Raw genomic sequence first — 24,068 nt, forward strand, 5'->3', positions numbered from 1 at the left:
CGAACGCCCTACGAGGCCACACCTTCCCCGGTTCGCCCCGAGTACCGTGCCCGGATCGCCCCTTCATCCCACAACGGAACGGCGGCCTCGACCCCTTCCTGCTCCGCCACCAGCCTCGCCATCTGGGCCATGTCCGCGCGCAGGTGGTCCAGAAGGAACGCCACCGTCTCCGGCGTCGGCGGGGCTGGCTTCGGCGGCGGACGCCGGTTCAGCAGCCGCCTCACCCGATCCCGCATCTCCTGCGACAACACCGGTCTCACCACCGCCCGATACACCCACAGCCGCGGCACCCACGAGAACGGCCCACCATGCCCCGGCTTCGAATCCGCCGCGTTGAACACCCGATCCGTCTCCACCAGGTCCGGCCTCGGGTCCAGCCCGAGGAATCGCTCGATGTCCGCCACCGTCCCCTTGCGGTCCTTGATGTACCGCTCGAACACCACGATCCGAACGTTCGCCCTCCCGAACGCGGCGATCCACGGCTCCACCTGCATCGCGTACCGGCTGTACGCGATGTACCGCGGGAATCGCCGCACGGCCGCGTTCACGTCGTCCTCGACCTCCAGGTCCCTGATGATCACCTCGTGGTAGTGCTGGCTCACGATCCGCGAGACCGGCTCGCGCACCAGGTAAATCACCTTCAATCCAGGCGCCAGCATCGCGCGCGCCCGCTCCGCCGCACCCGTGTACACCGGGATCTTCGTGTACGCCGTCGATGCCTCGCCACACACCTGGTCCGCGCGAGCCCGCCGGAAGTGCGCCGCGTATTCCGCCCGCCCTTCCGGCGTGAGCACGCGATCGTCGCACAGATTCCCAGGCTCCTTGTCGAGCGGGAAGTAAACTCGCGGGTGCGTCATCAGGTCGCGGAAGAGGCTCGTCGTCCCCGCCTTCATCGCTCCGATGATCAGGAAGTCGGGCAGGCGTTCCCCCCCCCCACCGCCGGGATTCCGCTTCCTCCCGCTCATCGTCCCGCACCCGCTCCGCCCGCTCGCGCCACCCAGGACCGATCCGGCTCGTACCCGCATTCAACGAGGGTCTCCCCGAACGCTCGGTCGAAGACCTCCGCCGCCTCGCGGGTGAAGTGGTTCGCCCAGTCTCCCGACGCCCCCTTGCGCAGGAAGTTCTCGCCCTCGCGCCCCGCCCGTCGCCGCGCCTGTCGCGCGAACGAGAACCGTTCCGCCGACGATCGCGCCTGCTCCTCGTCCGCCGGCTCGCCCGTCAGGCGCGGCATGGCGGCGATGAGCGCGCCCGCCGCGTCCGCAAGCAGCTCCTCATACCGCAGCATCACCACGCCCGGCCGCTCCCGTCTCGCCAGCCACGACCGCACGTGCTCCGCCCAGTTCACCGGCGATGAATGGTGCAGCCTCGCCTGCGCCTCGATGAACCGCGGCAGGTTCCCGCGCACGTCCGCCTTGTTCCTCAGCCCGGGAAAGTGCGACCGCAACGACCGCGGCACTGCCGGCCGATCCCCCTCCGGAATCCGCCGCGCCAGAAAGAAATAGTGCGAGCACATCACGTCTCGCCCGTCGCGCAGCGTGTAGACGCAGCGCCGGTAGTCGTCGCGCACGACCTGGTGCCCGTGCACCACCGCCTCGAACCCCACGGGCAGCAGGCTGAACCGCGGGTAAGGCACCTGCAGATAGTCCGCGACCAGCTGCGATGCCCACACCGTCCCGCTCTTGGGGTACCCCACCACGAACGTGAGCGGGATCGCGTCCGGGAACCGCGTGCCGAGAAACCACGTCACCCGGTGCGACGCGGCCCGCATCCTGACCTGAAGCGACGTTTCCTGTCGTCCCATGCGCTCACGTCCCGCCGGCCATCCCGCCGGGGCCGCATCGTAGTCGGCGACCGTCCCTCGCGGAACACGTCTCCCGCTATCCTGCCGACCCACAGCCCGCGAACCGGGCACGCCCGGCATCCGTTGTAGCATCGGCCATCGCCGGAACGGAGACGAACGGATGTGCGGCATCGCGGCCATCGTGACTCGGGACGCCAACGAGGCCCGAGAACGCCTGCACGCCATGGTCTGCGCCCAGGTCCACCGCGGACCCGACGACCAAGGCTCCGAACTCTTCCGGTGCGCGGACAAAGCCGTCGGACTCGGCCAGCGACGCCTCGCCATCATCGACCTCTCACCCGCCGGCCACCAGCCGATGATCCATCCACGCACCGGCGACGCCCTCACCTACAACGGCGAACTCTACAACTACCTCGAACTCCGCGAGCAACTCGCCCGCGAGCGCGACATCACCTATCGCGGACACTCCGACACCGAGTTCATCCTCCACGCCCTCGTCGAGTGGGGACCGGCAGCCATCGAACGCTTCGAAGGCATGTTCGCCCTCGCCTTCCTCCGACGCGCCGACTCCACGCTCCTCCTCGCCCGCGACCCCATGGGCATCAAGCCCCTCTACTACGCGGCCTCACCCGGCCGCCTCGCGCTCGCCAGCGAACTGCGGGCGCTCGTCGCGGGGGGCGCGGTTTCAACCGAGGTCGATCGGCGCGCCGTCGCAGGCATGCTCGCCTACGGCGCGGTGCCCGAACCCCTCACCATCTTCAGCGGGGCGCGCGCCTTTCCGCCAGGCTGCCTCGCCGAGGTTCCGCTCGACTTCTCCGACGGAGAAACACCGTCGGTCCGTCCACGCCCTCACTGGCGGTTCCCCCGCGTCGGCGAGGGACTCCCCGACCGTGTCACGGAAGCCGACGCGACCGAGCGCATCGCCGCCACACTCGACCGCGCCGTCAAGAATCACCTGATCAGCGACGTCCCCGTCGGCATCTTTCTCTCCTCGGGACTCGACTCGACCATCATGGCCGGGCTGGCCGCGCGACACGCACCCGACGTGCGCACGTTCACCGTCGGCTTCGCCGATCAGCCCGACATGAGCGAGTCCGCCCTCGCCGCGGGAACGGCCCGAGCCTTCCGCCTCCCGCACGCCGACGTCCAGATCACCGGGCGCGACGCCGAGGCCGCCGCGGTCGCCTGGATGTCCAGCATCGATCAGCCCTCGCTCGACGGCCTCAACTCCTACGTCATCTCCAAGGCCGTCCGCGCCGAGGGCATCATCGTCGCCCTCTCCGGCCTGGGCGGCGACGAACTGCTCGGCGGCTACCCCTCGTTCCGCGACGTCCCGCGTTTGCGCCGACTTCTCCAACGGCTCGCCTGGATGCCCCCGCACGCTCGCTCCGCGCTCCTGCGCGCCGTCGCCATGCGCCAACCCCGCTCCGCCCGCGACAAGGCCGCCGACCTCGCCGCCACCGACGGTTCCGTCATGCAACTTGCCCTCGGCCGACGGCGCGTCACGCCGAACGCACGCATGCGCGCCCTCGGCCTCGACCCCGGCGCCCTCCACCTCCATCCAACCTTCCAGCCCCACGAGGCGCTCGAAGGCATCGACCACGCCGCGGATGCACGCGACCCCATCGCCGCCGTCTCCCGCTACGAGGCACGCTTCTACATGGGCAACATGCTCCTGCGTGATGGTGACATGACCGGCATGGCCCACAGCCTCGAAATCCGCGTGCCGCTCATTGACCGAACCATGCTCGACCTCTGCTTCGCCCTCCCCGGCGCGGTGCGGCTCCCACCGGGCGCGCCGGGCAAGCACCTCCTGCGTGTTGCCTTCCGCGACATGCTCCGCGACGAACTCCTCGCTCAGCGCAAGCGCGGCTTCCAACTGCCGATCCGCCGCTGGATGCTCGGCCCGCTCCGCGCCGTCTGCGAGTCCGGCCTCGAACGCGTCAAGCGCACCGCCCTGCTCCGGCCCGAAGGCGTCGATGGCCTGTGGGCCGACTTCCTCCGCGAGCCGGAAAGCCCCGTCTGGTCCAGCGCGTTCAGCGTCTGCGTCCTCGGCGCGTACCTCGAGCGCATGAACGCGGGCTGACGCGATCGCCTTCAGCACCCCACTGCGTATGCGTTCAGGAAGGCCAGCACGTCCAGCGTGTTCACTGTGCCGTCGCCGTTGAAGTCCGCGCTCGCGTCGCCGGCGGTGAAGACGTTGAGAAAGGCGAGCAGGTCGAGCGTATTGACGACGCCGTCGCCGTTGAAGTCGGCTGGGCAGGGGTTCATGGGCGTGAGCAGCACGGCGCAGATGGGGCCGGTGGCGCCGTCCCTGGCCGCGGCGACGATCTGGCGCGAGCCGTTGATGCCGTTCCCCCCCCCGTACTGCACGTACCACTCGCCCTGCGAGGGGTCGATCAGGCTCCCGAGCGGGAAGTAGCCCTCTGGGTTGAAGTGAACGCCGGAGGTGGTCATGTAGTAGTAGAGCAGCGCGTCGCCCCGGTCGTTGATGGCCGTGGCGCTGGTGGTGGTGGCGCACCCGCCGAGGAACTCCCAGCCAACACCCTGCCGATACCGCATCGGGAAGGTGCTGCATCCCGAGTACCCGAGGATGTAGCCGCAGAAATCTCCGAGGTTGTTGAGAGCAGCACCGACGAAGCCCTGCCAGTTGCCCGGCGGCAGCGGCGTCTCCACGATCTGGCCGGTGTCGAGATGCAGCAGGCGATTGCCAGTCAGCACGACCCGCCCATCGTTCACGTCCACGCCGATCATCCCGTCCGGAAGGGCCTCGGGTCCGTCTTCCCCGAAGAGCGTCCCCGTGGTCAGGCTCCAACCGAAGTACCCCGATCCGCCCACGATGTCGCCCAGGTTGTTGATCGCGTAGGCCGCGCTGTAGGGCAGACCCGGAAGCGTGCCCAGCACCTCCACCGTGTACCCGCCCGCGCCGGGCCTCCACACGGCCGCGATCGGCTGCGAGATGACGTACTGGTTCGGGCAGACCGCCCCGACGATCACGCCCGCGTCGTTGATGTCGTGCGCGCGCGACGTCTGCATCCCCTCCGGCAGGGGAAGGAGCTCGAAGGGCAGCCCGCCGCGCGACACCCCCGCCAGCACCGACGTGCCGTCCGGCGAGACGTTCCCGCAGACCTCGCCGGACTCGTTGATCCCGGTGCCCGTCCACCCCGCGCCCAGGCAGTCCACCCGGTACGTGCCGACATCGCCGCCGAACGCCACGGCGCTCACCGACGCCACCATCGCCATCGTCAGACGAGCAAGCATGGTCTGGTCCTTTCTCTGAGCCTTCTGCTCAAAACGCCTCAATCCCGGTCGGCCCCGTGCGACGGGCATCCTCAGCATCCGGCCGTGTACTCGTTCAGGAACGCCAGCACGTCCAGCGTGTTCACCGTGCCGTCGCCGTTGAAGTCCGCGCTCGGATCGCCGGACGCGAACGCGTTCAGGAACGCCAGCACGTCCAGTGTGTTCACCGTGCCGTCGCCGTTGAAGTCCGCGGGGCATGAGGCCGCGCCCACGCGGATCACTGCCGCCGCTTCCGACACGCAACTCACCCACAGGTCGCCCCGCCCGTCGAAGGCGCACCCGTTGATCTGCGGGTGCGGGATCGGCGAGTCTCCGTGCAGGAACAGCCGCCACAACGCCGGGTCGGTGATCGGGCCGACGACGACCGCCGCTCCGCTGTTCGGCCGGTCGCCGAGGTCGGACATGGCAATCCCCATCGCGCCGTCGGCGCGGAAGTCGATCCCGGTGATGGCGTCGACCCGCATCGGCGTGTTCGTCCGGTCGTGCACGGTCCACGACGAGCCGTCGTAGTGCACCAGCCCCTGGTTGCACCCGATCCAGAGCGTGTCGTCCGGCCCGACCGCCAGGCAGTTCGCGCCGCCGAGGTCGTAGAGGAAGTCCCGGTACGGCAGCACGAGGTCCGTCCACGACGAGCCGTCCCACCGCGCGACGTCGAACCACCCGCCCCAGTACACGTTGCCCTGGCTGTCCGTCGCCGCGCCGGGGATGCCGAGCGCGGCGTACATGAACTTCGGATCCTTGACCCACTTCTGCGTCTGCGTGTTGAACCACCACGCCGTGCCGTACTTCTCGAACGCCCACAGCCGACCGTGCTTGTCCTCCGCGAACGCGCGGAAGTTGGCGACGCCCATGCCGGGGTTGTTGCGCCAGTCCCAGAGCGTCATGGCGCCGGTCTCGCGGTCCCAGCGCAGGATGCCATTCGACCCCACCCACACCGCGCCGTCGGACGCCTCGTAGACCGAGTCCGCGCCGTCGGCGAGCACGGGCCAGTCGATGTTGTGGTTGTGGCTCCCCACGTTCTCCCACCTCGTGCCGTCGAACGCGGAGGCCCCGGTTTCGAGCGACGCGATGTAGAAGTCGCCGCTCGCTCTCCCCAGGTGCAGTTGGTCGCAGAAGTAGTCGGGCATCCCGGTCGTGATGGAGTTGTAATCCCGGAGCAGATGCCCCGAGTTGTCGAACCGACCGACCGCGCCGATCGTGCCGATCCAGACCCCGTCGCCCACCGGATGGGGCGCGACGTTGAAGACGTAGTTCAGCCCGCTCACAAAGACTTGCCAGGTCTGGCCCTGATCGAAGGAGCGCCGGACATTGCCGGCCCAGTCCCCGAAGTAGACCGCACCGTCCGGGCCTGTTGCGACCGTCATGATGTCCAGTTGCGAATAGACGACGGACATCGTCGTCCCGTTCCACTTCGCCAGATTGACCTGTCCGAGGCCGGGCGCGAAGTAGACGTTGCCCGCGCCGTCCTCGGCCATCTCGTCGAACGAGCCGAGGCCCGTGCCGTGCAGTGTCCAGACGCCGTCGCGGAGCCGCGCCGCCCCGCCGAGCACCGCGTTCGTCACCCACACGTCGCCGTTCGCCGCCGCATGCACGCCGTCGAGGTCCGACCAGACCGCGTCCCAGGGCAACTCCACGCCCGTGCGGTACTTCGTCCACGCGGTCCCGTCGAACTCGAGGATCGCGTCGCCCGCGCGGTTGAAGTCGGAGTTGTTCACCCACACATGGCCGTTCGGCGCGACGGAGACGTCCGCGCAGGTGTCGAAGGCCATCGGCGTGTTCGCGCTGTTGAAGACCGTCCATGCCGTGCCGTCGTACCGCACCAAGCCCCCGCCCGTGGCGATCCACGCCGTCCCGTCGGGCGCGAACGCCAGCCCGTTGACGAACGCGCTCGGGATCGGCCCCGGCCCCGCGCCGGACTCGGCATTCGAGTGCGTCTCCCACAGGTCCGCGTCGATGTCGTAGATCCCGACCCCCCCCTCCTTCCAGAACGGCCAGCGTGCGCCCACCCACAGCCGACCATCCGGCCCGAACCGCACCACGCGGACCTCCTCGCCGGGGATGCCCGTGTTCGAGGGACGGATCAGGGCGATGTCCTGCCCCTCCACGCCCGCGCACAACCACGCCGCCAACGCCGCCGACAGAACCCGCCCGATCATCTCCCGTCTCCTTCTCCCCCGGCCCGTCAGCACCCCACTGCGTATGCGTTCAGGAAGGCCAGCACGTCCAGCGTGTTCACCGTGCCGTCGCCGTTGAAGTCCGCGCTCGGATCGCCGGACGCGAACGCGTTCAGGAACGCCAGCACGTCCAGCGTGTTCACCGTGCCGTCGCTGTTGAAGTCCGCCGCGCATCCCTCGCTCGGGAGAACCGCGAAGGCCGCCTCGTCCGCCGAGTTCTGGAACCGCAGGTCGTGGGCGACAACGCGCACGCGCACGTCGGCGATCCCCGCGCTCTGCGGCAGCCGCCAGTCAAAGGCTCGCGCCGCGCCGGGCAGGTCATACGCCACCGCGTGGAACGTCCGCCCGCCGTCGTACGACGCCCACACGTCGAACCCGACCAGCGCCTCGTCGTCCGAGGCGATCCACCGCACGGGCACTGCCGTTCCGCCCGCGAAGGCCGACCCGTCCGGGGGCGATTGCACCTCGACCGTCGGCGGTTCCAGCCCGAGCCTCGGGTCGTGCCGGATCGAGAAGTACCCCTCCGCGAAGAACCAGACCACGTCGTTCGAGTTGTTTTTCGCCCGGATCGCCAGCCGGGCGCGGTCGGTCGAAAGGTGCGGGAAACCGCCGAAGAACATCCCCACGCCGCCGACATTCAATCCCTGGATCACCGACCCGTCCGATTCGAGCACGATGAACGGCAGGATCGAGGGGAAGTCGTTGACCGAACCCGTCCAGTGCACGTCGGGGATCGCCTCGCCCGCGTGGAACGTCATGCCGCTCAGGTTCGTCACGATCTCCACGTCGCCCGACAGCCGGTTCGAGGGCACGACCACCGGCATCTGGTCCCAGGCCTCCTGCCCGGAGTCGTCCACCGCGACCACCCGCAGGAACTGCGGCTGGTTCGTGACGGCGAAGCCGGGGTCCGGCACCGTCACCTCCCAGGAGCGCGCATCTGCGGGGATGCCGTCCGCGAGCACGAAGAACCGCGACTGGTAGTGCCCGTCGGGCGAGAACTCGATCCGCTGCGACACGATCGCTCCGTCGTCGCTCGCCTCCCAGCACACGATGAACGTCGAACCGGTCTCGAGCAGGTGGTCCGTCGATGGCTCCGTCGTGCGCCACGACGGCCCCGGATCCACGAGCCGAACGACCGGCGGCGTGTCGCCGAAGTCCGGCTCGGCCGAGAGGAACGGGATGACCATGACGCCGCTCGCGCCCGGGCCGACCACTGCGTCGCCCTGCCCGCCCGGGTTCGCCGGGTGCTGCGGCCCGCTGGGATGTCCCCACCAAGCGTGCCGCGCGTCGGCCTGCACGCCGAACTCAAAGGCGTTGACCGCCGCCCCGTTGCCCGAGAACGAGTTGGGCGCGGTCGGGCTGGCGAGGATGGGCGAGCCGAGGTCCGTCGTGCTGACGCCGACCGCGTTCGACAGGAACCGCGTCTTGCGGAAGGCGATCGAGCCGAATGTGTTCGTGTTCGCGCCGACCTGGTTGTTGCGGAAGATCGTGCTGTCAACGTAGAGGTGGTTGTCCGTGCTGATGACGCCGAGCGAGGCGTTCTCGACGATGCAGTGCTCGAGCCGCGGCCCCTCGGTGCTGTTCACGTGGAACGTGATGCCCTGCCACGGCTGCTGGGGCACGACGGCACGGAACGTGATCGGCGCGTCGGGAAGCCCCTCCGCCGTCAGACGCCGGGTGGACTGGAACACAAGCCCGCCCCCCCCCACGCTCTCAACGACGACGCCCGGGTCGATCGTGAGGTCGCCGCCAACCGACGCCGTCGGGTCCGTGATCCGGTAGGGGATGCCGAAGTCGGGCCACCTACCCGGCCCGCGGAACGACCCCCGGCCCACGTCGATGACGTTGATCGCATTGCCCGCCGTCGGTACCGCGCTGCCGGGAAGCAGCCCGCCCGAGAGCGTGAGCGGGTACAGGTTCCCACTCAGCGACACGCCCTGCCCGAGCAGGAAGTTTCCGCCGTCGAGCAGCAGCCCGCCCGCCGAGTTCACCCCGCTCGCCGCCACGCCGTCCACGTAGAACGGCTGCGTCGTCTCCTCGCGGATGATGGCGAGCGGACCGCCGACGAAGATGTTGCCCGCACCCAGCACCGCGTAGCCGCGCAGCACCTGGCAGAACGAGTCCGTGAAGGCGTTACCGCGGAGCTCGACCAGCGCGTCGCTCAGCACCGCCGATGCGCCCTCGAAGACACACGAGTCCAGCACGACGTGGGGCGCGACCGCCTGCAGCTCCTGCGCCCAAAGCACCGCGCCGGCAGGGAACACGCACGATTCCAGCGAAACGGACGCGCCGGACTCCACGCGGAACTGGCCGCGAAACTCCCCGTGCGCCGCGTCCACCACGCCCTGCCGCGCGACGATCATCGGCGGGAACGTACCCGACTGGGTGAAGACCGCCCGGCTCTGCGCCGACGACTGCACCAGCAGCGTCCCGTTCACGACGAGCTGCGTCCCCTCGTCGAACGCAACCTCCACGCCCGACTCGACCACCACGGTCGATCCCGGAGGGATGCCGATGTTCTCGCAGACCTCGTACGGCCCGCCCGCCACGGTCCACGTCACGGTCTCGCCCACGGCAGGGACCGGCGGCATGTTGCAGGGCGGCGGCGGCTCCGGACCGACACTCAGCGAGTCGATGCCGGTGTATGACGCGAAACAGGCGAAGTTGCACGCGTCGGCGATGAAATACCGCAACGCGATCCGCCCACTGCCGGGGAGCGTCGCCGTGTACTTGTTCCACCCGCCGACCGGGATCGGGTTCACGTCGAGCAGCAGCGTCGTGAAGTCGCCAACCCCGTTCACGCCCGATCCCGTGCCCGTCCCTCCCGACGGCGAGTACCGCACCTGGAGCGTGTTCACGTTGCTGCCGCCCATGTCGATCGCGTAGAAGGTCAGGACGTCGCCGGCGGCCTGGCCGGGCACTGCGGGCAGGATCGCCCACGTGCTCACGTCGCCACCAAAGTAGTCCGTGCTCAGGCTATCCACGGCGAGATAGCCAGAACCCGCCTGCGGCGAAGGCCAGCCGAAACCGATGTACCCGTCGAACCACCCCTGCGAGCCTTCCGGCTGGCTCTGGTTGCGGAATATCCACCCCTTGGCGATGAGGTTCGCCGGGCCGTCCTGCCCGTTGTTCGGGCCGTTGTTGTCGAATGCCTCGTGGAAGTTCGCCTGCCCGCGCGCCGCCGCGCCGAACACCAGCAGAACCGCGAACACTGCCGCGACCGATGTCGCTTGACGATTCATCGAGGTCCTCTCCTTCCGCTCGTTCAGCAACCCGCCGTGAATGCGTTGAGGAACGCCAGCACGTCCAGCGTGTTCACCGTGCCGTCGCCGTTGAAGTCCGCGCTCGCGTCGCCGGCGGTGAAGGCGTTGAGAAAGGCGAGCAGGTCGAGCGTATTGACGACGCCGTCGCCGTTGAAGTCGGCGGGGCAGGGAGCGGCGATGGGGACGAGGGCGAAGGCGACGCCCGGCCCCCAGCCGGGGCCCCAGTGCCCGTCGCCCACGATCATGCCGTGCTCGTTGATGGCGATCGCGCGGTCGAGGATGAACCCGGCGGGGAGTTCGACGAGGTCGTTGAGGTCGCGCATGCCATTCGCGGCGTCCCAGATGAACGCGTGCCGGTTCGTCCAGCCGTCGATGGCGGCCGAGCCAACGACGGTTTCCGCGCTGTTCAGGTCATAGGGCGTCACTCGGTCGCGGTCGCCGTTCTTGAGGGCGGGGAGGAAGGTGAAGCCCTCGAACTCGTCCCAGAGCCAGGCGGAGCCGAAGGAGCCGTTCCACCCTTCGCCGACGACTTGACCCTCTCCGTTGACGGCGTAGGCCTCGGTGATGCCGGGGCCGCCGCCGGTGAGCATGGCGTGGAGGTCGATCCACTGGTTCTGGTCGGCGCGGTAGAGGAAGGCTTCGAAGTCGCCGCAGGAGCCGGAGTAGGTGGCGGCGCCGACGACGTGGTTGGCGTCGTTGATGTCGCGTCCGACTTCGGCGGCAGGGACGAAGGATTCGAGGTTGACGGTGCCGCCGGAGAGGGTCCACATGACGGCACGGCGTGCGTATCGGCAGCCGCCGTAGTAGCGGAAAGTGGAGGTACCCGCGACGGCGCCGGTGTTGTTGATGGCCGAGCCGTAGACGGAGAGGTCGCCCGGGACGGGTTCCATGGAACCGACGCCGCCGTCGGAAAAGTAGATCGTGCCTCCGGCGACGATGTCGCCACGGTCGTTGATGGCCGAGTAGCTGGAGGGGGTCGGGTGAACGACCGGTCCGGTGTCGGGTGTCCAGGCAAAGCCGTGGTAGGTGGTGTGGTAGTTGCCGTTGGCGTCCTGGGTGGTGTAGGTCATGAAGCCAACAGCAACGCCGTGGACGTTGACGCCGCTCAGGTACGACTCGGGGATGCCGTACTGCGAGAGCGCGGGGATGATGTGGGCCTGGTACTGCTGCGCGAGGGCGGCGGAGCAGGCGGCCATGGCGAGCGCGGCGGCGAGACGGTGCATCGGGGTCTCCTCACAGTGCGGGCGCTGACGCCCCGGAGACCCGCTCAATGCAATGACCGTACCAGCCGCCAAGGGGCAAGTGAAGCGTTCAGGGGGTGCCCAGCACGAATTCTGGCTAAGTTTGTCGCCAATCAGTGGCCAGCCGCGGCCGACCCCGGCCTCCGGGTGCTGGAGTCGTACACGGCGGCGGTGATGATCAGGCGTCCCTGCCGATGCCCAAGGCTTCGATCGCGCCAAGGATGAGGCCGTGGACTCGGGGGGGGGCGCAGATGACGCCCTTGTTTTTTTCGAGGCCGCGGCCTTGGGAGAAGTCGAGGGCGCGGCCGCGGATGTCGGTGACGAAGCAGCCCGCCTCGGTGGCGACGAGCGCGCCGGCGGCGTGGTCCCAGATGCGCTCCACGTAGTCCTTCTTCGTGGGGAGGCGCAGATACGCGTCCGCCTGGCCGCGGGCGGTGACGGCGTACTTCGCCTGTGAGTCGAGGCGTGCCGGCTCGCGCGACGGCTGGCCGCCCTCGGCGAGACGGGCGAGGATGCGGGCGGTGTCGTCCTGCTTCGAGTGCGCGGACTCGACGGACTCGCAGATCGAGAGCGGCTCGCCCGCCTCGCGGTCGAGGCGCCGGATGGTGACGGGAGCCGCGGCCGGATCGTCCGCCGGTGTTTCGCTCACGCCCGCGCCCTTGATCGCGGTGTAGATGCAGCCGTGGGCGTCGGGTTCGTCGAGCGGCCTGCGGAAGTCGCGCGGGAGGTTCGGGCAGCCGAGCACGCCGACGACGGGCGTGCCACGCTCGACGAACGCGAGCGCGATGGCGTACTGCTGGTTGCGCAGGAAGCCCTTGGTGCCGTCGATGGGGTCGAGGGTCCAGAACGAGCCGTGGAGCGTGTCGCCCGCGCCGACGTCGATGGCGTCGAGCATGGATTTCTCGTCGGCATCGGGCCAGACGGCTCGCACGGCGGCGAGCGTGGCGGCACGGTGCGGCGCGTGGTCTTCCTCGCGGAGCCACTTGCTGTCCTCCTCGCCGACGAGGACCACGCCCCGGCCGAGCCGCTCGGTGAGGACGCGCCCGACGATCGCCTGGCTCGCGAAGTCCGCGACGGTGACGGGGGACTTGTCGTCCTTCGTGATCGCCTTCACGCGCTCGAGCGAGGCCTGCACCTCGCGGCAGGCCCGCGCGGCGAGCGCGACGGCGTCGCGGGCGGCGGAGGCGAGCGTGGGGTAGTCGTGCATGGGAGGCTCCGGGGCCAAATTGCCAAAGGGCCAAACTTCCAAAGGGCCAAATTCGGAGGAGGGACGACCGGGGATGCGGCAGCGGGCAAGCGTAGACGAGCGGGCGGGCGTCAGCGGTCGTTTGCGCGGGTGCGGGAGAGGACGGCTCCGAAGACGAGTTTGAGTTCGCGGGCTTCGTGCTCGAGCGATTCGAGGCGCGATGGCGGCACCCAGCCGCGGCGCGAGATCAGGCGGAGCCAGAATCGCGTTTCGTTCAGTTCCTTGAGGATGATCGCGAGGATTCGACAGAAGTCGGGGCGGCTCATGGCCTCGTCGGCTTCGAAGGTGTTCGCGCCGACCGAGGTGCCCGAACCGATCAACTGATCGACGATGCGGCGCGGCGCACCGGCCTGCTCGACGGCGCGAGCCACATCGAGGACGCGGTCCGCGAATCGCTCGACCCGCTCGAGGAGTTCCTCCTGAAACCGTCCCATCACACCCCCCCCTCGTCCCTTTGGCCATTTGGCTATTTGGCCCTTTGGCTATTTGCCCAGCACCCCCCTCGCCACGAGCAGGTCGATCACCTTGGCCACGCTCTGCTCGACGGTGAGCTTCGTCGTGTCGAGCACCAGTTCGGGGCTGGCCGGGGCCTCGTAGGGGTCGTCGATGCCCGTGAAGCCCTTGATCTCGCCGGCGCGGGCCTTCTTGTAGAGGCCCTTGGGATCACGGCGTTCGCACTCCTCGATCGGCGTGTCCACGAAGATTTCGACGAAGTCCAGCGGGCCGGGCTTCGCCTCCGCGTGGATCTTGCGGCACAGGTCGCGGTCGTTGCGGTACGGGCTGATGAAGCTGGTCAGCGCGACGACGCCCGCGTCGGCGAAGAGCTTGGCGACCTCGCCGATGCGGCGGATGTTCTCCGCCCGGTCCTCCGCCGAGAAGCCGAGGTTCTTGTTCAGGCCGAAGCGGACGTTGTCGCCGTCGAGCCGGTAGCAGAACACGCCCTGGTTCACGAGCGCCTGCTCGAGCGCGGACGCGATCGTGGACTTGCCCGAGCCGGAGAGGCCCGTGAACCAGACCGTCGCGCCCTTGGCGCGCAGGGCCTTCCAGCGTTCGTCGCGGGAGATGTCGCCCTCGTGCCAGTGGATGTTCGTGGACTTCACCTGCGTCATCGGGCCTGCCTCCGGAGGGGTGCGTGGGGGCGCATGGGTTGTGCGCAAGGCCCCGCGGGTGCGGGGGATGCGATCGTAGGCAGGAGGCAGCAGGCATTCGGCGCCAGGCGCCAGCGAAGTGGGAACGGCCAGAGCAGGAAAAAAGAGGGGCGGGGGAGGTCCGATAGAGTGACGCCATGGCGCAGGAGGCGGACAGGCTGCGGGAGTTCCTGGCGGAGCGCGACGAGCCGTGCCCGTCGTGCGGGTACAACCTGCGGGGACTGGCCGGTCGGGCGTGTCCGGAGTGCGGGTTGGGGCTGACGCTGCGCGTGGGGTTGGCGGAGCCGGCAACCGGAACGCTCATCGCGACGATCGTCGGGCTGGCGCTCGGGGTCGGGTGGTCCTTCTCGTTCCTCGCGCTCATGGTCGGGATTTCTCTCTGGGAGGGCAGTTGGCCGCCGGGGATCGCGTTCGTGGTCCCGATCGCCACGCTCATTGTCCTCGGTGCGCAGCTGCTCTTTCTTGCCCGAGCGAAGGGCAGGGCCGTGTTTCGCCGTCGCACGCCGGCCGAACGCCTCTGGGCTTGCTTCTTCGCCTGGACGATCTTCCTGGGCAGCCTGCTGCTGTTTGCGATCTCCCTGATGCATTGGTAAGCCCGTCCATCCCAGCCCGAACTCCGTCGATCCTCGAACAGGTTCCGACCGTATAGCCGTGTGGAGGCCCACGGAATCGGGGCGTGTTCGGCCCGGCGCGGGCCGATAGAGGTGCAGGATGCCACCGCGGACGCACACGACCGACCTGTCGCCCGAGTTGCGCGACCACATGGCCGCGATCAAGGCCAAGGCGCGCGAGTACGGGCTGGACTTCTTCGAGGTCGTCTTCGAGGTGCTCGACTTCGAGACCATGAACCAGATCGCCGCCTACGGCGGGTTCCCGGTGCGCTACCCGCACTGGCGGTGGGGGATGGAATACGAGCGGCTGAGCAAGCGCGACGCCTACGGCCTGGGCCGCATCTACGAGATGGTGATCAACAACGACCCGTGCTACGCCTACCTCCAGGAGAGCAACAGCGTCACCGACCAGAAACTCGTGATGGCCCACGTCTACGGGCACGCGGACTTCTTCAAGAACAACCTCTGGTTCGGGCGCACCAACCGCAAGATGATGGACGAGATGGCGAACCACGCCACGCGCGTGCGCCGCCACGCGGAGCGGCACGGGCAGGCCACGGTCGAGCGCTTCATCGACGCTTGCCTCTCCATCGAGCACCTCATCGACCCGCACTCGGCCTTCGTGCGGCGCGAAGAGCCTGCCCGCCGCGGAACGGACGACGAAGCCGCCGCCTTCCGACCCGACCGACTGCCCGCGAAGGACTACATGGACCCCTTCATCAACCCCGCGGGCGAGATCGCGCGCCAGCGGGCGGAGCACGAGCGCCGGCAGGCCGAGGAAAAGCGGCGCTTCCCCGCCGAGCCGACCCGGGACGTCCTGCTCTTCCTGCTGCGGCACGCCCCGCTCGAGGACTGGCAGGCGGACATCCTCGGGATCGTGCGTGACGAGGCCTACTACTACGCGCCGCAAGCCATGACCAAGGTGATGAACGAGGGCTGGGCCACGTACTGGCACTCGAAACTGATGACCCGGCACTTCCTCGAAGCGTCCGAGATCGTGGACTACGCCGAGCAGCACTCCGGCGTCGTCCACATGCCGCCCGGCGGGTTCAATCCGTACAAGATCGGCGTGGAACTCTTCAAGGAAATCGAACGGCGATGGGACCGCGGCCAGCACGGGCCGGCGTGGGAGCGGCTCGAAACGATCGGGGCGCGGGAACGCTTCGACGACCGCTCCATGAAGGGCCGCGACAAGATCTTCGAGGTCCGAAGGGTCTACAACGACGTCTCCTTCATCGACGAGTTCCTCACGCCCGAGTTCGTCGAGCGGCACAAGATGTACCAGTACCGGCGCGATCCGCAGACAGGCGAACTGCGGGTCGTGAGCCGGGACTTCGAGCGCGTGAAGCAGGCGATGCTGCACCACCTGACCAACGCGGGCCAGCCCTTCATCTACGTGGTGGACGGGAACTACCTGAACCGCGGCGAGTTGTACCTGGCCCACAAGTTCACGGGGCTCGAACTGGACGCGGGCAAGGCCGCGGACGCGCTGCGGTCGCTGCGCCTGCTCTGGGGCCGGCCTGTGCACCTGCAGGCGCGGATCAACGAGGAGATGTTCGTGACGTCGCTGCACGAGGTGGAGGGGGAGGCGAAGCGGGAGAAGGTCACGGACGAGACGCCGGCGCCGGGGCACGCGGTGGAGTGAGGACGGAGCGCGTGTGTATGCACGGGACCCGTGCGAAGCAGATGCGCACTACCGGTCTCGGCCGAGCGTGCCTCGGTGTGTGTTGTCGATCGGCACGCCCTTGGACCAGACAGGCTTGGGTCCGATCAGCCCATGGTGCCAAAAGTTCGGCACGCCGGGCGTCAGCGACGCCTGAACTAGTTGCTCTCCGCTCAGATCGGACCACAGAACCGAACTCACGATCCCATCAACACAGCATGCGCCGAAGCCATCGGGACGATCAGGGAAGTCGTAGGCCGTGACCTGTCGCATGAATCCCTTGCTAGACGGAAAGATGACCGCTCCCAGTCGCTGCGCGCGCCACTGAGCAGGCCCCTGTTGGGTGTTGATGTCCCAGTATGCGAAGTCAGTATAGTGGGTGTCGGCAAACTTGTAGTCGGAAAGGTACCGCTGCGGAGTTCTGGCGAGCGCCTGCCGAAGGCGCGGGGCGGCCGGGTGGGTCAGGACACGCGGGTCCGGGACGGGATCGAATGCGAGATGGGCGTAGGTACTGTTGTTGAACCACCCCCCGGGAATGCGGATTCCATCTTCGAGCGTGATCGTCTGGAGATTGCCCATCTCGATCGTTCCGTACTGCGGCTCGAAAATGACGGGCAGGCGATCGTCGTTCGAAGCGGCATACACAGAGCCGAGAGAGCCCAGGACACAGATGTTTGAGAGTGAGACGACCGCGCCACCTCGGCGATCGGCACCCCCTTCGCCAACGCCTCGTCGGCCTGCCTGAGCTTGGCCACCACCTCCTCGGGACGGTGCCGCTTGCGGTTCGAACCCTTCATCGGAGACTCCTCTCGGCCCTTCGGGCCGCGAAAGTCTCTCATAAAGCGTGGACCTGTTCAGCGCACCCCGGTCAAGGATGGCAGGCTCGTTCCCGCCGCGACGGGGCGGAGCGTGGCTTCGAAGGGTCTGATTGCCGCCGGACTGACGTGCCTGGTCGCGGCGCTGGTTGTGCTGGGTCGCCGAGCACAAGGCTCGTGAGCGATTGTCTCTCACGAGTACCCGACGACTTGGTCGTGCGAACTTGCACGCCATCGTGACTCGAGGACCGCCGCTCAAGGGTAATGCGTGAGGCATCTGAGATGACCCGTTCGGCCGCACGTGTGCGACCCTGGCTCGCAGGCAGACGCGGACTATCCCGCTTGTCGCAGCGACGGCCCTGTTCGTGGTCTGGACGTTCAGCGGCCTTTGGAAGATCGTGGATCCTGGCGCGTTCATGCGTACTGTTCGTGAGCACGGTGTCCTCCCTTCGTGGTTCGTCCCCGTTGCCTGGACGGTGGGCATTGCCGAGGTCCTGCTCGGAGCACTCATCGGCCTGGCGTATCGATCGCTTCACCGCGCGCTGAGACTCGTCAGCGTGCTGTCATTGTGCTTCCTCTCGATGTTTGTGTTCTATTCTCTGCATGCACCACAAGCGGCGTTGGATCGAGTCGGTTGTGGGTGCGGACCTACGCTACCGGGGAAGCGTCCGGGACATGACGCGTCGTTCAGCCGTGAACTTCACTTGTTCGCTATTTTCGGCATGGCTCTGATCCATGTGCCGTTGATCGTTCGTCGTGTGAAGCGGTGGAGCGCGGATCGGCAACACTCGGCGTCGATCGGCGCGCATGCCGCCACTGGTACGCTCAGCGACCGTCATGCATCGTGAGGACCACCTCGATGCCTTCGACGACGGCGGCGCTGGCGGCCTCGGGGTCGTGGCGGCGGGCGAACTCGACCGTGAGGATCGGCACGCCGAGGTCCATGCCGATGTACGAGCCCATCGAGCCGGGCGTGGGGTAGCCGATGTTGGGGACGACGCGCCAACGCGGGTCGGCTTGTGCGGCGGCGGCGGCGAAGGCCTCGGCCTCGCGCTCCGCCGGGCCGTCGTAGTTCACGAACGGGCCGCCGGGCGTCGAGTGGAAGACGACGACCAGGTCCGGCGCGAACGAGGCGATCAGCGTGTGCAGGGCGGCGGTCTCCGGCTCGGAGAGCGGTTGCGAGCCGCGCGTGCGGGCGGGGGCGAAGTTGCTCGCGGGCCAGTTCCGGTTGAGGTCGATGCGGCGAGCGTTGCCGCGCGAGCCGACCGCCGTCCCGTCGGGGTTCGCGTCGCGCACGATGCGGACGGTGGCGGCGCGACACAGGCTCGGCGAAGCGAGGAGGTGGTCGATGAGCGGGTCGATCGCGGGCAGGCCCTCCGGCTCGTCGCCGTGGATCGCGCCGATGATGAGAACGCGCCGCCGACCCGCCCCGATCGTGACGGCTTCGATCGGCCGACCCTCGACGGACGCTCCGACCACCGACCACGACGCGGCGGCCGCGGGAACGGCGTGCGGTGCGGTGCCGACGGACGGCGCGGCGCACCCCGCGCCAAGCAGGACGAAAGCAGCGAGGAAGCAGGTCGAAACGGCGCGACGCATGCGCGTGGTATATCCGCTCCGCGCGGCGTCCGCGCGCGAAGCGAGTAGACTCGGGGCAATGTCCTACGACCCGCAGCCCGATCTCGACGAGGGGCTTGACCCCGAAGGACCGTCGGCGGCCGACCTCGACCGCTTCGGCAGCGAGTTCGTCGTGTGCCCGGAGTGCGGGTTCGACGTCTACGACCAGGCCGAGGTGTGCCCGCGGTGCGGGCGCGCACTCACGACGCTGGGCGGGAAGGGCACACCGGCGTGGGTGATCGTGGTCGTGGCGCTCGTCCTCACAGGGCTGGCGGCGGTGTTCGTGCTCTGAAGATGCGAGGGAGATTCGGCACGGTCGGGGCGCCTCCGCTCTCCCTCATTCGAGGACGAAGCGGAGGTCGTTCCACAGTTTGTCGAGGCGCTGGCGGAAGGACGCGGAGCCGAGGGTCGCGCCTTCAGGCCCGGCGAGGCGCCGACCGCAGGCAACGAGAAGATCGACCAGACCCTCGTAGTCCGCCAGCGCGATGTACTCTCGGGCGACGCGGGGGGGGGCGGCGTTCGTACCCGCCTGCACCGCGGCAAGATCGGCCATGTTGTGGTAGTTGCCCAGCGGCAGGCAGACGCAGGTCGAGGCAAGACCGCTCGCGCAGAAGACGCTGGCCTCGCACGCCCCCCCCGCCATGAGCTTGCGCTGCCAGCGCCACGCGGGAAGGTCCGCCTGCTTCTGCGTGGCGAGCGGCTGAGCCGGGCCGCCGGCGAGTTCCTCGGCGACCTTCGCGACGGCGGCGGTGAGTTCGGGCGTGAAGACGCTCACACGGTCGCCGACGCGGACGATCGGGCCTCCGCCGATCGGAGAGTCGGGGAACGAGCGGCTGTTCTCGAGAGCGATGAGGCGAGCGCCCGCCCCGATCGTGCCGTGCCGGCACGCGGCGATCGCGCCGACAAAGCCGATCTCCTCCGCTCGCGTGAGCAGCAGGCGCACGTCGCCGACGGGTTCGCCGGCGGCACGCGCCGAGCGAAGCACGTCCAGGGCGGCAAGGGCGGCCCCGAGCGCGGCCAAGTCGTCGCAGGCATGAGTGAGGACGCAACGGACGCCGTCGCGTTCGGCGACCTCCGCGGGCGGGAGCGACCAGACCGCCACGTCGCCGGGTCGGAGGGCGAGGGTGGCGGCGTCGCCGTCGTCGAACTCGGCGAGATAGGTCTTGAAGAAGGGCGATGCGCCGTCAACGCGCTCGGCAAGGCACGCCCCGAACGAACGGTCGTCCGCCGCGTGCGCATTGACGCGCGCGGAGTCGAAGTAATCGTCCATCACGCCGCCGCGGAAGGCGAGTTCGGCAACCCCCGGCGCGACGATGCGCTCGACGACAAACGCGGGATGGTCGAGGTGCGCCGTGAGGTAGAGTGGCGCATCGGTGCGCGGCGCGTCTCGGAGGGTAATGGTGATGTTGCCGGATGGGTCGAAGCTGCACGCGAGATCGGGACGCTCGGCCAGCCAGCGATCCACCCACGCGACGACACGCTGCTCTCGCCCCGCGGCGGTCGGAACCTGCGTGAGTTCGAGCAGCCAGCGGAGGTGCGCGGCGCGATCGGATTCGGCGAGCGGGTGCATCCGGGATGGTAGTAGCGCGATCCTTCGCTCGACCGGGTCGCGTGCACGCGACTCTTCCCGGCGCCGCGTCACCGCATCGCTCATCACCGCCCTGCCGCGCCAAGCAGCCGCCAGAGCAGGGCGTTCTGCGTCCACATGCGGTTCTCGGCCTGGTCATAGACGATCGAGGCGGGCGAGTCGATGACCTCGTCGGTGACCTCCTCGCCGCGGTGGGCGGGGAGGCAGTGCATGAAGAGCGCGCCGCCGGGGATGCCGCGCGAGGCAAGGGCCATCATGTCGTCGTCGGCGCGGTAGGGCGTGAACGCGCCGTCGCGCAGGGCCGCCTGATGGTCTTGGCCCATGCTGACCCAGCAGTCGGTGTAGACGGCGTGATGGCCGGCGGCCGCCTCGGGGGTGTGGCTCAGCGTGATCGTCGCCCCGGTGCGCTTCGCGTCGGCGAGGGCGTCTCGCACCACGCCGAACTGCGGCTCGAACCCCCGGGGCGTGACGGCCGTGAAGCTCACGCCCAGCTTGGCGCACAGCAGCATGAGCGAGTGGCAGACGTTGTTGCCGTCGCCCAGGAAGACGACCCGCGCCCCGGCGAGCGTGCCGAGACGCTCGCGCAGCGTGAAGAGGTCCGCCAGCGCCTGGCACGGGTGCTCGCGGTCGCTCAGGGCGTTCACGACCGGAACCGAGGCGTGCTCGGCCATCTCGGTCAGCACGGCGTGATCGAACACGCGGGCAACGATGCAGTCCACCCAGCGGTCGAGGTTCTTCGCGTAGTCCTTCACGCTCTCACGCTCGCCGATGCGTTGCTTCGAGTGGTCGAAGTACATGACGTGCGCGCCGAGTTTCGTCGGGCCGACCTCGAAGGTGACGCGCGTGCGGAGCGAGGGCTTCTCGAAGAGCGTAATCACGCTCCGCCCCGCGAGCGAGCCGGCGAAGGGGGCCAGGTCCGCCTTCATCGCCGCCGCCGTCTCAAACAGATCGAGCACGTCATCCGCGGAAAAATCGGCGATCGACAGGAAGTCTCGCCCGGCGAGCGAGGCGGCAGGCTTCGAGGGCTTGACCTCGACAGGAACGACGGCGGAGGTGGTCTGCGGCATGGTGGTTCCTTCGGCGACAAAGCAGCAAGGCAACAGGGCAGCAAAGCGGCACAGTCGTGAGGGCGGAAACCGTTGATTCCTCTTCGAGTTCTTCGTTTCGGCGCGTTCAGCACATGTTGATCGCGGCTATCCGTGCCCATCCGAAGCGAGCGAGACCCTCGGCGCGCTGCGCGCCCCCGCGGTGAATCGCGTGCCGACGGGCGCGTCGTGGGCGAGATTGCGCAGGTGTTCTGGGGCGTCCCACGAAGCGATGACGGTCGGCACGCCGGTGGCCTCGGCGGTGGCGACGGCGGCCCGCGCCTTCGGGATCATCCCGCCGGTGATCACCCCCGCGTCAATGAGCGATTCGGCACGCGCGGCGTCCAGCTCCACGATCGTGCCGCCGTCCTGCCCACGAACGCCGGGGACGTCCGTGAGCAGCACGAGGGCGTGGGCGCGCAGGATGCGTGCGACGGCGGCGGCCGCGTCGTCGGCGTTCACGTTCAGCGCACTGCCCCGCTCGTCGAAGCCGATCGAACTGAGAACGGGCGTGCACCCGGCTCGCAGCAGCGCACGCCATGCGCCCCCCTCGCCGCCGATGACTTCCCCGACGCGGCCGAGGTCCGTGCCGGCACGCCGGTGGAGGTCGCAGCGCGCCGCACCCGCGTCGCCCAGCCGAAGGCCCACAGCGTTCACGCCCGCCGCCAGCAACAGCCCGACGAGAAGCGTGTTCACACGCCCCGCGAGAACGGCGGCGACCTCGTCCATCTGCTCGGGCGGCGTGATGCGAAGACCCTCGGCGCGGGCGGTGAACATGCCGAGTCGCACAAGGTGGGCGTCAACGGCCGCGCCGCCCCCGTGCACGATCACGACGCCGCCGGCGTGCTCGCGCGCGAGCGAGGCGAGTGCGTTCCAGAGCGGACCGCGCGAAGCGGCCTCGTCGAGGGCGCGGCCGCCGATCTTGACGACGATGGGCGCGGTCACAACGCTACCCCCGCGCCCAGACGCTCCGGCAGCAGGCCCGCCGTCTCCGGAAGGCCCAGGCGCACGTTCATGCACTGCACCGCCTGGCCCGACGCACCCTTCACGAGGTTGTCAATCGCGGAAACGAGGATGAGGTGCGCGCCCGCACCGTGCGAGGTGTCCACCGCGAAGGCAAGGTCGAGGTAGTTCGTGCCCCGCACCGCGTCCACGCTCGGCCACTGGCCCGGCGGCAGGAGGCGAACGAACGGCTCGTCGGCGTACGCGGCGTCGAGCGCAGCACCGACTCGGGCGCGGTCCCACTCCTCGGCGAGTTCGACGTGGATCGTGCTCAGGATGCCGCGGTCGTACGGGCCGAGGTGCGGCGTGAAGACGACGGGCACGCCCGCGTGCGCGACGATCTCGGGCTGATGGCGGTGGCTGAGCACGCCGTAAGGCTGCTGCGAGACCTCGCACAGGTGCGTGCGCTCGGTGGGCGCGCGGCCCGCGCCGCTGACGCCGCTCGTCGAGTCGATGATCGGCCGCGTGCCGTGGCGGATCGCGCGGGCTTCAACCAGCGGGGCCAGCGGAAGGATCACGCTGGTGGGATAGCACCCCGGCACGGCGATCAGTCGCGCGCCGGCGATCCCGGCGCGGTTCCGCTCGGGCAGGCCGTAGACGGCGTCGCGCAGGAGGTCGGGGCGCTCGTGCTCGAAGGCGTAGTGCTTCGGGTACAGCGCGGCGTCGGGAAGGCGGAACGCGGCCGAGAGGTCGAGCGTGAGCAGGGCGCGTTCGAGCAGCGCGGGGGCGAGCGACGCGCTCGCCTCGTGCGGCGTACACAGGAACACCGCGTCCGGCGCGAGCGCGGCGACAGCCTCAAGGTCCAACGGCAGAACGGGCAGGTCGATCTCGCCCCGGAAGCGCGGAAAGAGTTCGTCGAAGCCGCGCACCGCGCCGCCGGCGCGCCCGGAGTTGAAGAGGCCGACAAGTTCGGCGCGGGGATGGCGCAGGAGGATGGCGGCGAGTTCCGCGCCGGTGTACCCGCTCGCGCCGATGATTACCGCCCGCTTCACCGCGAACCTCCGCCGCCCGCGAGATTGGCGGTGCGCTTGAGCTGCATCGCGAGCCGCGCGGCCTGCTGGATGGTGCGCGCCGCGACAAAGATCGTGTCGTCGCCCGCGATCGTCCCCACCACGCCGGGAGGGGGCGAACGGTCCAGTTCGAGCGCGACGAGCGCGGCGTGCCCCGGGCCGGTGCGCAGTACGACGAGGTTCCCCGCCTGCTCCGCCGAGGTGACGAAGGCCCGCAGCGCGCCCTCCAGGGCACGCCCCGCCGCGGTGGGCGGCGGGGCGACCGCAACGCCCGCCGGCACGTAGCCACGCGGCGACTTGGCGACGCCCATCTCGCGCAGGTCGCGCGAAAGCGTCGCCTGCGTGACCTCGATGCCACGCTGGGCCAGCAGGTCGCGCAGTTCCGACTGGCTGCGCACGGGCCGGCGGACGATGAGGTCGGCGATCACCTGCTGTCGACGGACTCGTCCGGTCATGCACGATTATACATTGTATGCATAAACAGTCAAGCCGGCCGCCCCCGCC

General features: G+C 69.2%; 21 protein-coding genes. 5 read left to right on the top strand and 16 right to left on the bottom strand.

Going from position 1 to position 24,068, the window contains the following annotated elements; translation table 11 throughout:
* Positions 1-8 precede the first annotated feature (8 nt).
* Complete coding sequence (locus FBT69_08145; GenBank protein ID MDL1904761.1) at positions 9-1,025, bottom strand: sulfotransferase domain-containing protein; 1,017 nt, start codon at positions 1,023-1,025, stop codon at positions 9-11.
* Positions 962-2,026: a sulfotransferase domain-containing protein gene (locus FBT69_08150; protein MDL1904762.1), complete on the bottom strand. Its 1,065-nt coding sequence runs from the start codon at positions 2,024-2,026 to the stop codon at positions 962-964. The genes FBT69_08145 and FBT69_08150 overlap by 64 nt, the downstream gene beginning before the upstream one ends.
* Here FBT69_08150 and asnB point away from each other — a divergent pair.
* A complete protein-coding gene (gene asnB / locus FBT69_08155; protein ID MDL1904763.1) occupies positions 1,962-3,887 on the top strand; it encodes an asparagine synthase (glutamine-hydrolyzing) in 1,926 nt (641 codons plus the stop codon). The genes FBT69_08150 and asnB overlap by 65 nt on opposite strands.
* Before the next feature lie 11 nt (positions 3,888-3,898).
* On the opposite strand, the gene FBT69_08160 is transcribed toward asnB, so the two are convergent.
* The 7 genes from FBT69_08160 to cysC form a co-directional block, all read right to left on the bottom strand.
* The gene (locus FBT69_08160; protein MDL1904764.1) at positions 3,899-5,062 is read right to left on the bottom strand and encodes a hypothetical protein; all 1,164 of its coding nucleotides are present in this window, start codon (positions 5,060-5,062) and stop codon (positions 3,899-3,901) included.
* A 71-nt stretch (positions 5,063-5,133) separates the two neighbouring features.
* Positions 5,134-7,257, bottom strand: a complete 2,124-nt coding sequence (locus FBT69_08165; GenBank protein MDL1904765.1) for a hypothetical protein — start codon at positions 7,255-7,257, stop codon at positions 5,134-5,136.
* Positions 7,258-7,283: 26 nt separating this feature from the next.
* Positions 7,284-10,517 carry a hypothetical protein gene (locus tag FBT69_08170; GenBank protein ID MDL1904766.1) on the bottom strand — a complete coding sequence of 1,078 codons (3,234 nt, stop codon included), beginning with the start codon at positions 10,515-10,517 and terminating at the stop codon, positions 7,284-7,286.
* Positions 10,518-10,540: 23 nt separating this feature from the next.
* Positions 10,541-11,761, bottom strand: a complete 1,221-nt coding sequence (locus tag FBT69_08175) for a hypothetical protein (GenBank protein MDL1904767.1) — start codon at positions 11,759-11,761, stop codon at positions 10,541-10,543.
* A gap of 196 nt (positions 11,762-11,957) precedes the next feature.
* A complete protein-coding gene (locus FBT69_08180) occupies positions 11,958-12,986 on the bottom strand; it encodes a 3'(2'),5'-bisphosphate nucleotidase (protein MDL1904768.1) in 1,029 nt (342 codons plus the stop codon).
* 110 nt (positions 12,987-13,096) lie between these two features.
* Positions 13,097-13,459, bottom strand: a complete 363-nt coding sequence (locus tag FBT69_08185; protein MDL1904769.1) for a four helix bundle protein — start codon at positions 13,457-13,459, stop codon at positions 13,097-13,099.
* Positions 13,460-13,507: 48 nt separating this feature from the next.
* Complete coding sequence (gene cysC / locus FBT69_08190) at positions 13,508-14,134, bottom strand: adenylyl-sulfate kinase (GenBank protein ID MDL1904770.1); 627 nt, start codon at positions 14,132-14,134, stop codon at positions 13,508-13,510.
* Between the two features lie 176 nt (positions 14,135-14,310).
* Between cysC and FBT69_08195 the strand changes: the two genes are divergently transcribed.
* Positions 14,311-14,766, top strand: coding sequence for a hypothetical protein (locus tag FBT69_08195; GenBank protein MDL1904771.1), 456 nt, complete (start codon positions 14,311-14,313; stop codon positions 14,764-14,766).
* Between the two features lie 118 nt (positions 14,767-14,884).
* Positions 14,885-16,429, top strand: coding sequence for a SpoVR family protein (locus tag FBT69_08200; GenBank protein ID MDL1904772.1), 1,545 nt, complete (start codon positions 14,885-14,887; stop codon positions 16,427-16,429).
* A 48-nt stretch (positions 16,430-16,477) separates the two neighbouring features.
* Here the strand turns inward: FBT69_08200 and FBT69_08205 are convergent, their stop codons facing one another.
* Positions 16,478-17,026, bottom strand: a complete 549-nt coding sequence (locus tag FBT69_08205) for a hypothetical protein (protein ID MDL1904773.1) — start codon at positions 17,024-17,026, stop codon at positions 16,478-16,480.
* A gap of 601 nt (positions 17,027-17,627) precedes the next feature.
* Here FBT69_08205 and FBT69_08210 point away from each other — a divergent pair.
* Complete coding sequence (locus tag FBT69_08210; protein ID MDL1904774.1) at positions 17,628-18,110, top strand: hypothetical protein; 483 nt, start codon at positions 17,628-17,630, stop codon at positions 18,108-18,110.
* Here FBT69_08210 and FBT69_08215 read toward each other — a convergent pair.
* Complete coding sequence (locus FBT69_08215; GenBank protein MDL1904775.1) at positions 18,088-18,861, bottom strand: murein peptide amidase A; 774 nt, start codon at positions 18,859-18,861, stop codon at positions 18,088-18,090. The genes FBT69_08210 and FBT69_08215 overlap by 23 nt on opposite strands.
* 58 nt (positions 18,862-18,919) lie before the next feature.
* Here FBT69_08215 and FBT69_08220 point away from each other — a divergent pair, with 58 nt between their 5' ends.
* Positions 18,920-19,171 carry a hypothetical protein gene (locus FBT69_08220; GenBank protein ID MDL1904776.1) on the top strand — a complete coding sequence of 84 codons (252 nt, stop codon included), beginning with the start codon at positions 18,920-18,922 and terminating at the stop codon, positions 19,169-19,171.
* 45 nt (positions 19,172-19,216) lie between these two features.
* On the opposite strand, the gene FBT69_08225 is transcribed toward FBT69_08220, so the two are convergent.
* The 5 genes from FBT69_08225 to FBT69_08245 all read right to left on the bottom strand — a co-directional run bounded on the left by FBT69_08225 (position 19,217) and on the right by FBT69_08245 (position 24,019).
* Positions 19,217-20,533, bottom strand: a complete 1,317-nt coding sequence (locus FBT69_08225; GenBank protein MDL1904777.1) for a hypothetical protein — start codon at positions 20,531-20,533, stop codon at positions 19,217-19,219.
* A complete protein-coding gene (gene argF / locus FBT69_08230) occupies positions 20,533-21,534 on the bottom strand; it encodes an ornithine carbamoyltransferase (GenBank protein MDL1904778.1) in 1,002 nt (333 codons plus the stop codon). Before argF ends, FBT69_08225 begins: the two co-directional genes overlap by 1 nt.
* A 126-nt stretch (positions 21,535-21,660) precedes the next feature.
* Positions 21,661-22,572, bottom strand: a complete 912-nt coding sequence (gene argB, locus FBT69_08235; protein MDL1904779.1) for an acetylglutamate kinase — start codon at positions 22,570-22,572, stop codon at positions 21,661-21,663.
* The gene (gene argC, locus FBT69_08240; protein ID MDL1904780.1) at positions 22,494-23,546 is read right to left on the bottom strand and encodes an N-acetyl-gamma-glutamyl-phosphate reductase; all 1,053 of its coding nucleotides are present in this window, start codon (positions 23,544-23,546) and stop codon (positions 22,494-22,496) included. The genes argB and argC overlap by 79 nt, the downstream gene beginning before the upstream one ends.
* Positions 23,543-24,019, bottom strand: a complete 477-nt coding sequence (locus FBT69_08245; GenBank protein MDL1904781.1) for an arginine repressor — start codon at positions 24,017-24,019, stop codon at positions 23,543-23,545. Before FBT69_08245 ends, argC begins: the two co-directional genes overlap by 4 nt.
* Between the last annotated feature and the right edge of the window lie 49 nt (positions 24,020-24,068).

The sequence above is a fragment of the Synechococcales cyanobacterium CNB genome (assembly GCA_030263455.1).
GTDB lineage: Bacteria > Planctomycetota > Phycisphaerae > Phycisphaerales > UBA1924 > CAADGN01.

What these genes read in the sequence shown, in the direction of transcription:
- FBT69_08145 (MDL1904761.1), bottom strand. Translation starts at nt 1,025, where the DNA reads ATGCGGGTACGAGCCGGATCGGTCCTGGGTGGCGCGAGCGGGCGGAGC.
- asnB (MDL1904763.1), top strand. Translation starts at nt 1,962, where the DNA reads ATGTGCGGCATCGCGGCCATCGTGACTCGGGACGCCAACGAGGCCCGA.
- FBT69_08150 (MDL1904762.1), bottom strand. Translation starts at nt 2,026, where the DNA reads ATGGCGTGCAGGCGTTCTCGGGCCTCGTTGGCGTCCCGAGTCACGATG.
- FBT69_08160 (MDL1904764.1), bottom strand. Translation starts at nt 5,062, where the DNA reads ATGCTTGCTCGTCTGACGATGGCGATGGTGGCGTCGGTGAGCGCCGTG.
- FBT69_08165 (MDL1904765.1), bottom strand. Translation starts at nt 7,257, where the DNA reads ATGATCGGGCGGGTTCTGTCGGCGGCGTTGGCGGCGTGGTTGTGCGCG.
- FBT69_08170 (MDL1904766.1), bottom strand. Translation starts at nt 10,517, where the DNA reads ATGAATCGTCAAGCGACATCGGTCGCGGCAGTGTTCGCGGTTCTGCTG.
- FBT69_08175 (MDL1904767.1), bottom strand. Translation starts at nt 11,761, where the DNA reads ATGCACCGTCTCGCCGCCGCGCTCGCCATGGCCGCCTGCTCCGCCGCC.
- FBT69_08180 (MDL1904768.1), bottom strand. Translation starts at nt 12,986, where the DNA reads ATGCACGACTACCCCACGCTCGCCTCCGCCGCCCGCGACGCCGTCGCG.
- FBT69_08185 (MDL1904769.1), bottom strand. Translation starts at nt 13,459, where the DNA reads ATGGGACGGTTTCAGGAGGAACTCCTCGAGCGGGTCGAGCGATTCGCG.
- cysC (MDL1904770.1), bottom strand. Translation starts at nt 14,134, where the DNA reads ATGACGCAGGTGAAGTCCACGAACATCCACTGGCACGAGGGCGACATC.
- FBT69_08195 (MDL1904771.1), top strand. Translation starts at nt 14,311, where the DNA reads ATGGCGCAGGAGGCGGACAGGCTGCGGGAGTTCCTGGCGGAGCGCGAC.
- FBT69_08200 (MDL1904772.1), top strand. Translation starts at nt 14,885, where the DNA reads ATGCCACCGCGGACGCACACGACCGACCTGTCGCCCGAGTTGCGCGAC.
- FBT69_08205 (MDL1904773.1), bottom strand. Translation starts at nt 17,026, where the DNA reads ATGGGCAATCTCCAGACGATCACGCTCGAAGATGGAATCCGCATTCCC.
- FBT69_08215 (MDL1904775.1), bottom strand. Translation starts at nt 18,861, where the DNA reads ATGCGTCGCGCCGTTTCGACCTGCTTCCTCGCTGCTTTCGTCCTGCTT.
- FBT69_08220 (MDL1904776.1), top strand. Translation starts at nt 18,920, where the DNA reads ATGTCCTACGACCCGCAGCCCGATCTCGACGAGGGGCTTGACCCCGAA.
- FBT69_08225 (MDL1904777.1), bottom strand. Translation starts at nt 20,533, where the DNA reads ATGAGCGATGCGGTGACGCGGCGCCGGGAAGAGTCGCGTGCACGCGAC.
- argF (MDL1904778.1), bottom strand. Translation starts at nt 21,534, where the DNA reads ATGCCGCAGACCACCTCCGCCGTCGTTCCTGTCGAGGTCAAGCCCTCG.
- FBT69_08245 (MDL1904781.1), bottom strand. Translation starts at nt 24,019, where the DNA reads ATGACCGGACGAGTCCGTCGACAGCAGGTGATCGCCGACCTCATCGTC.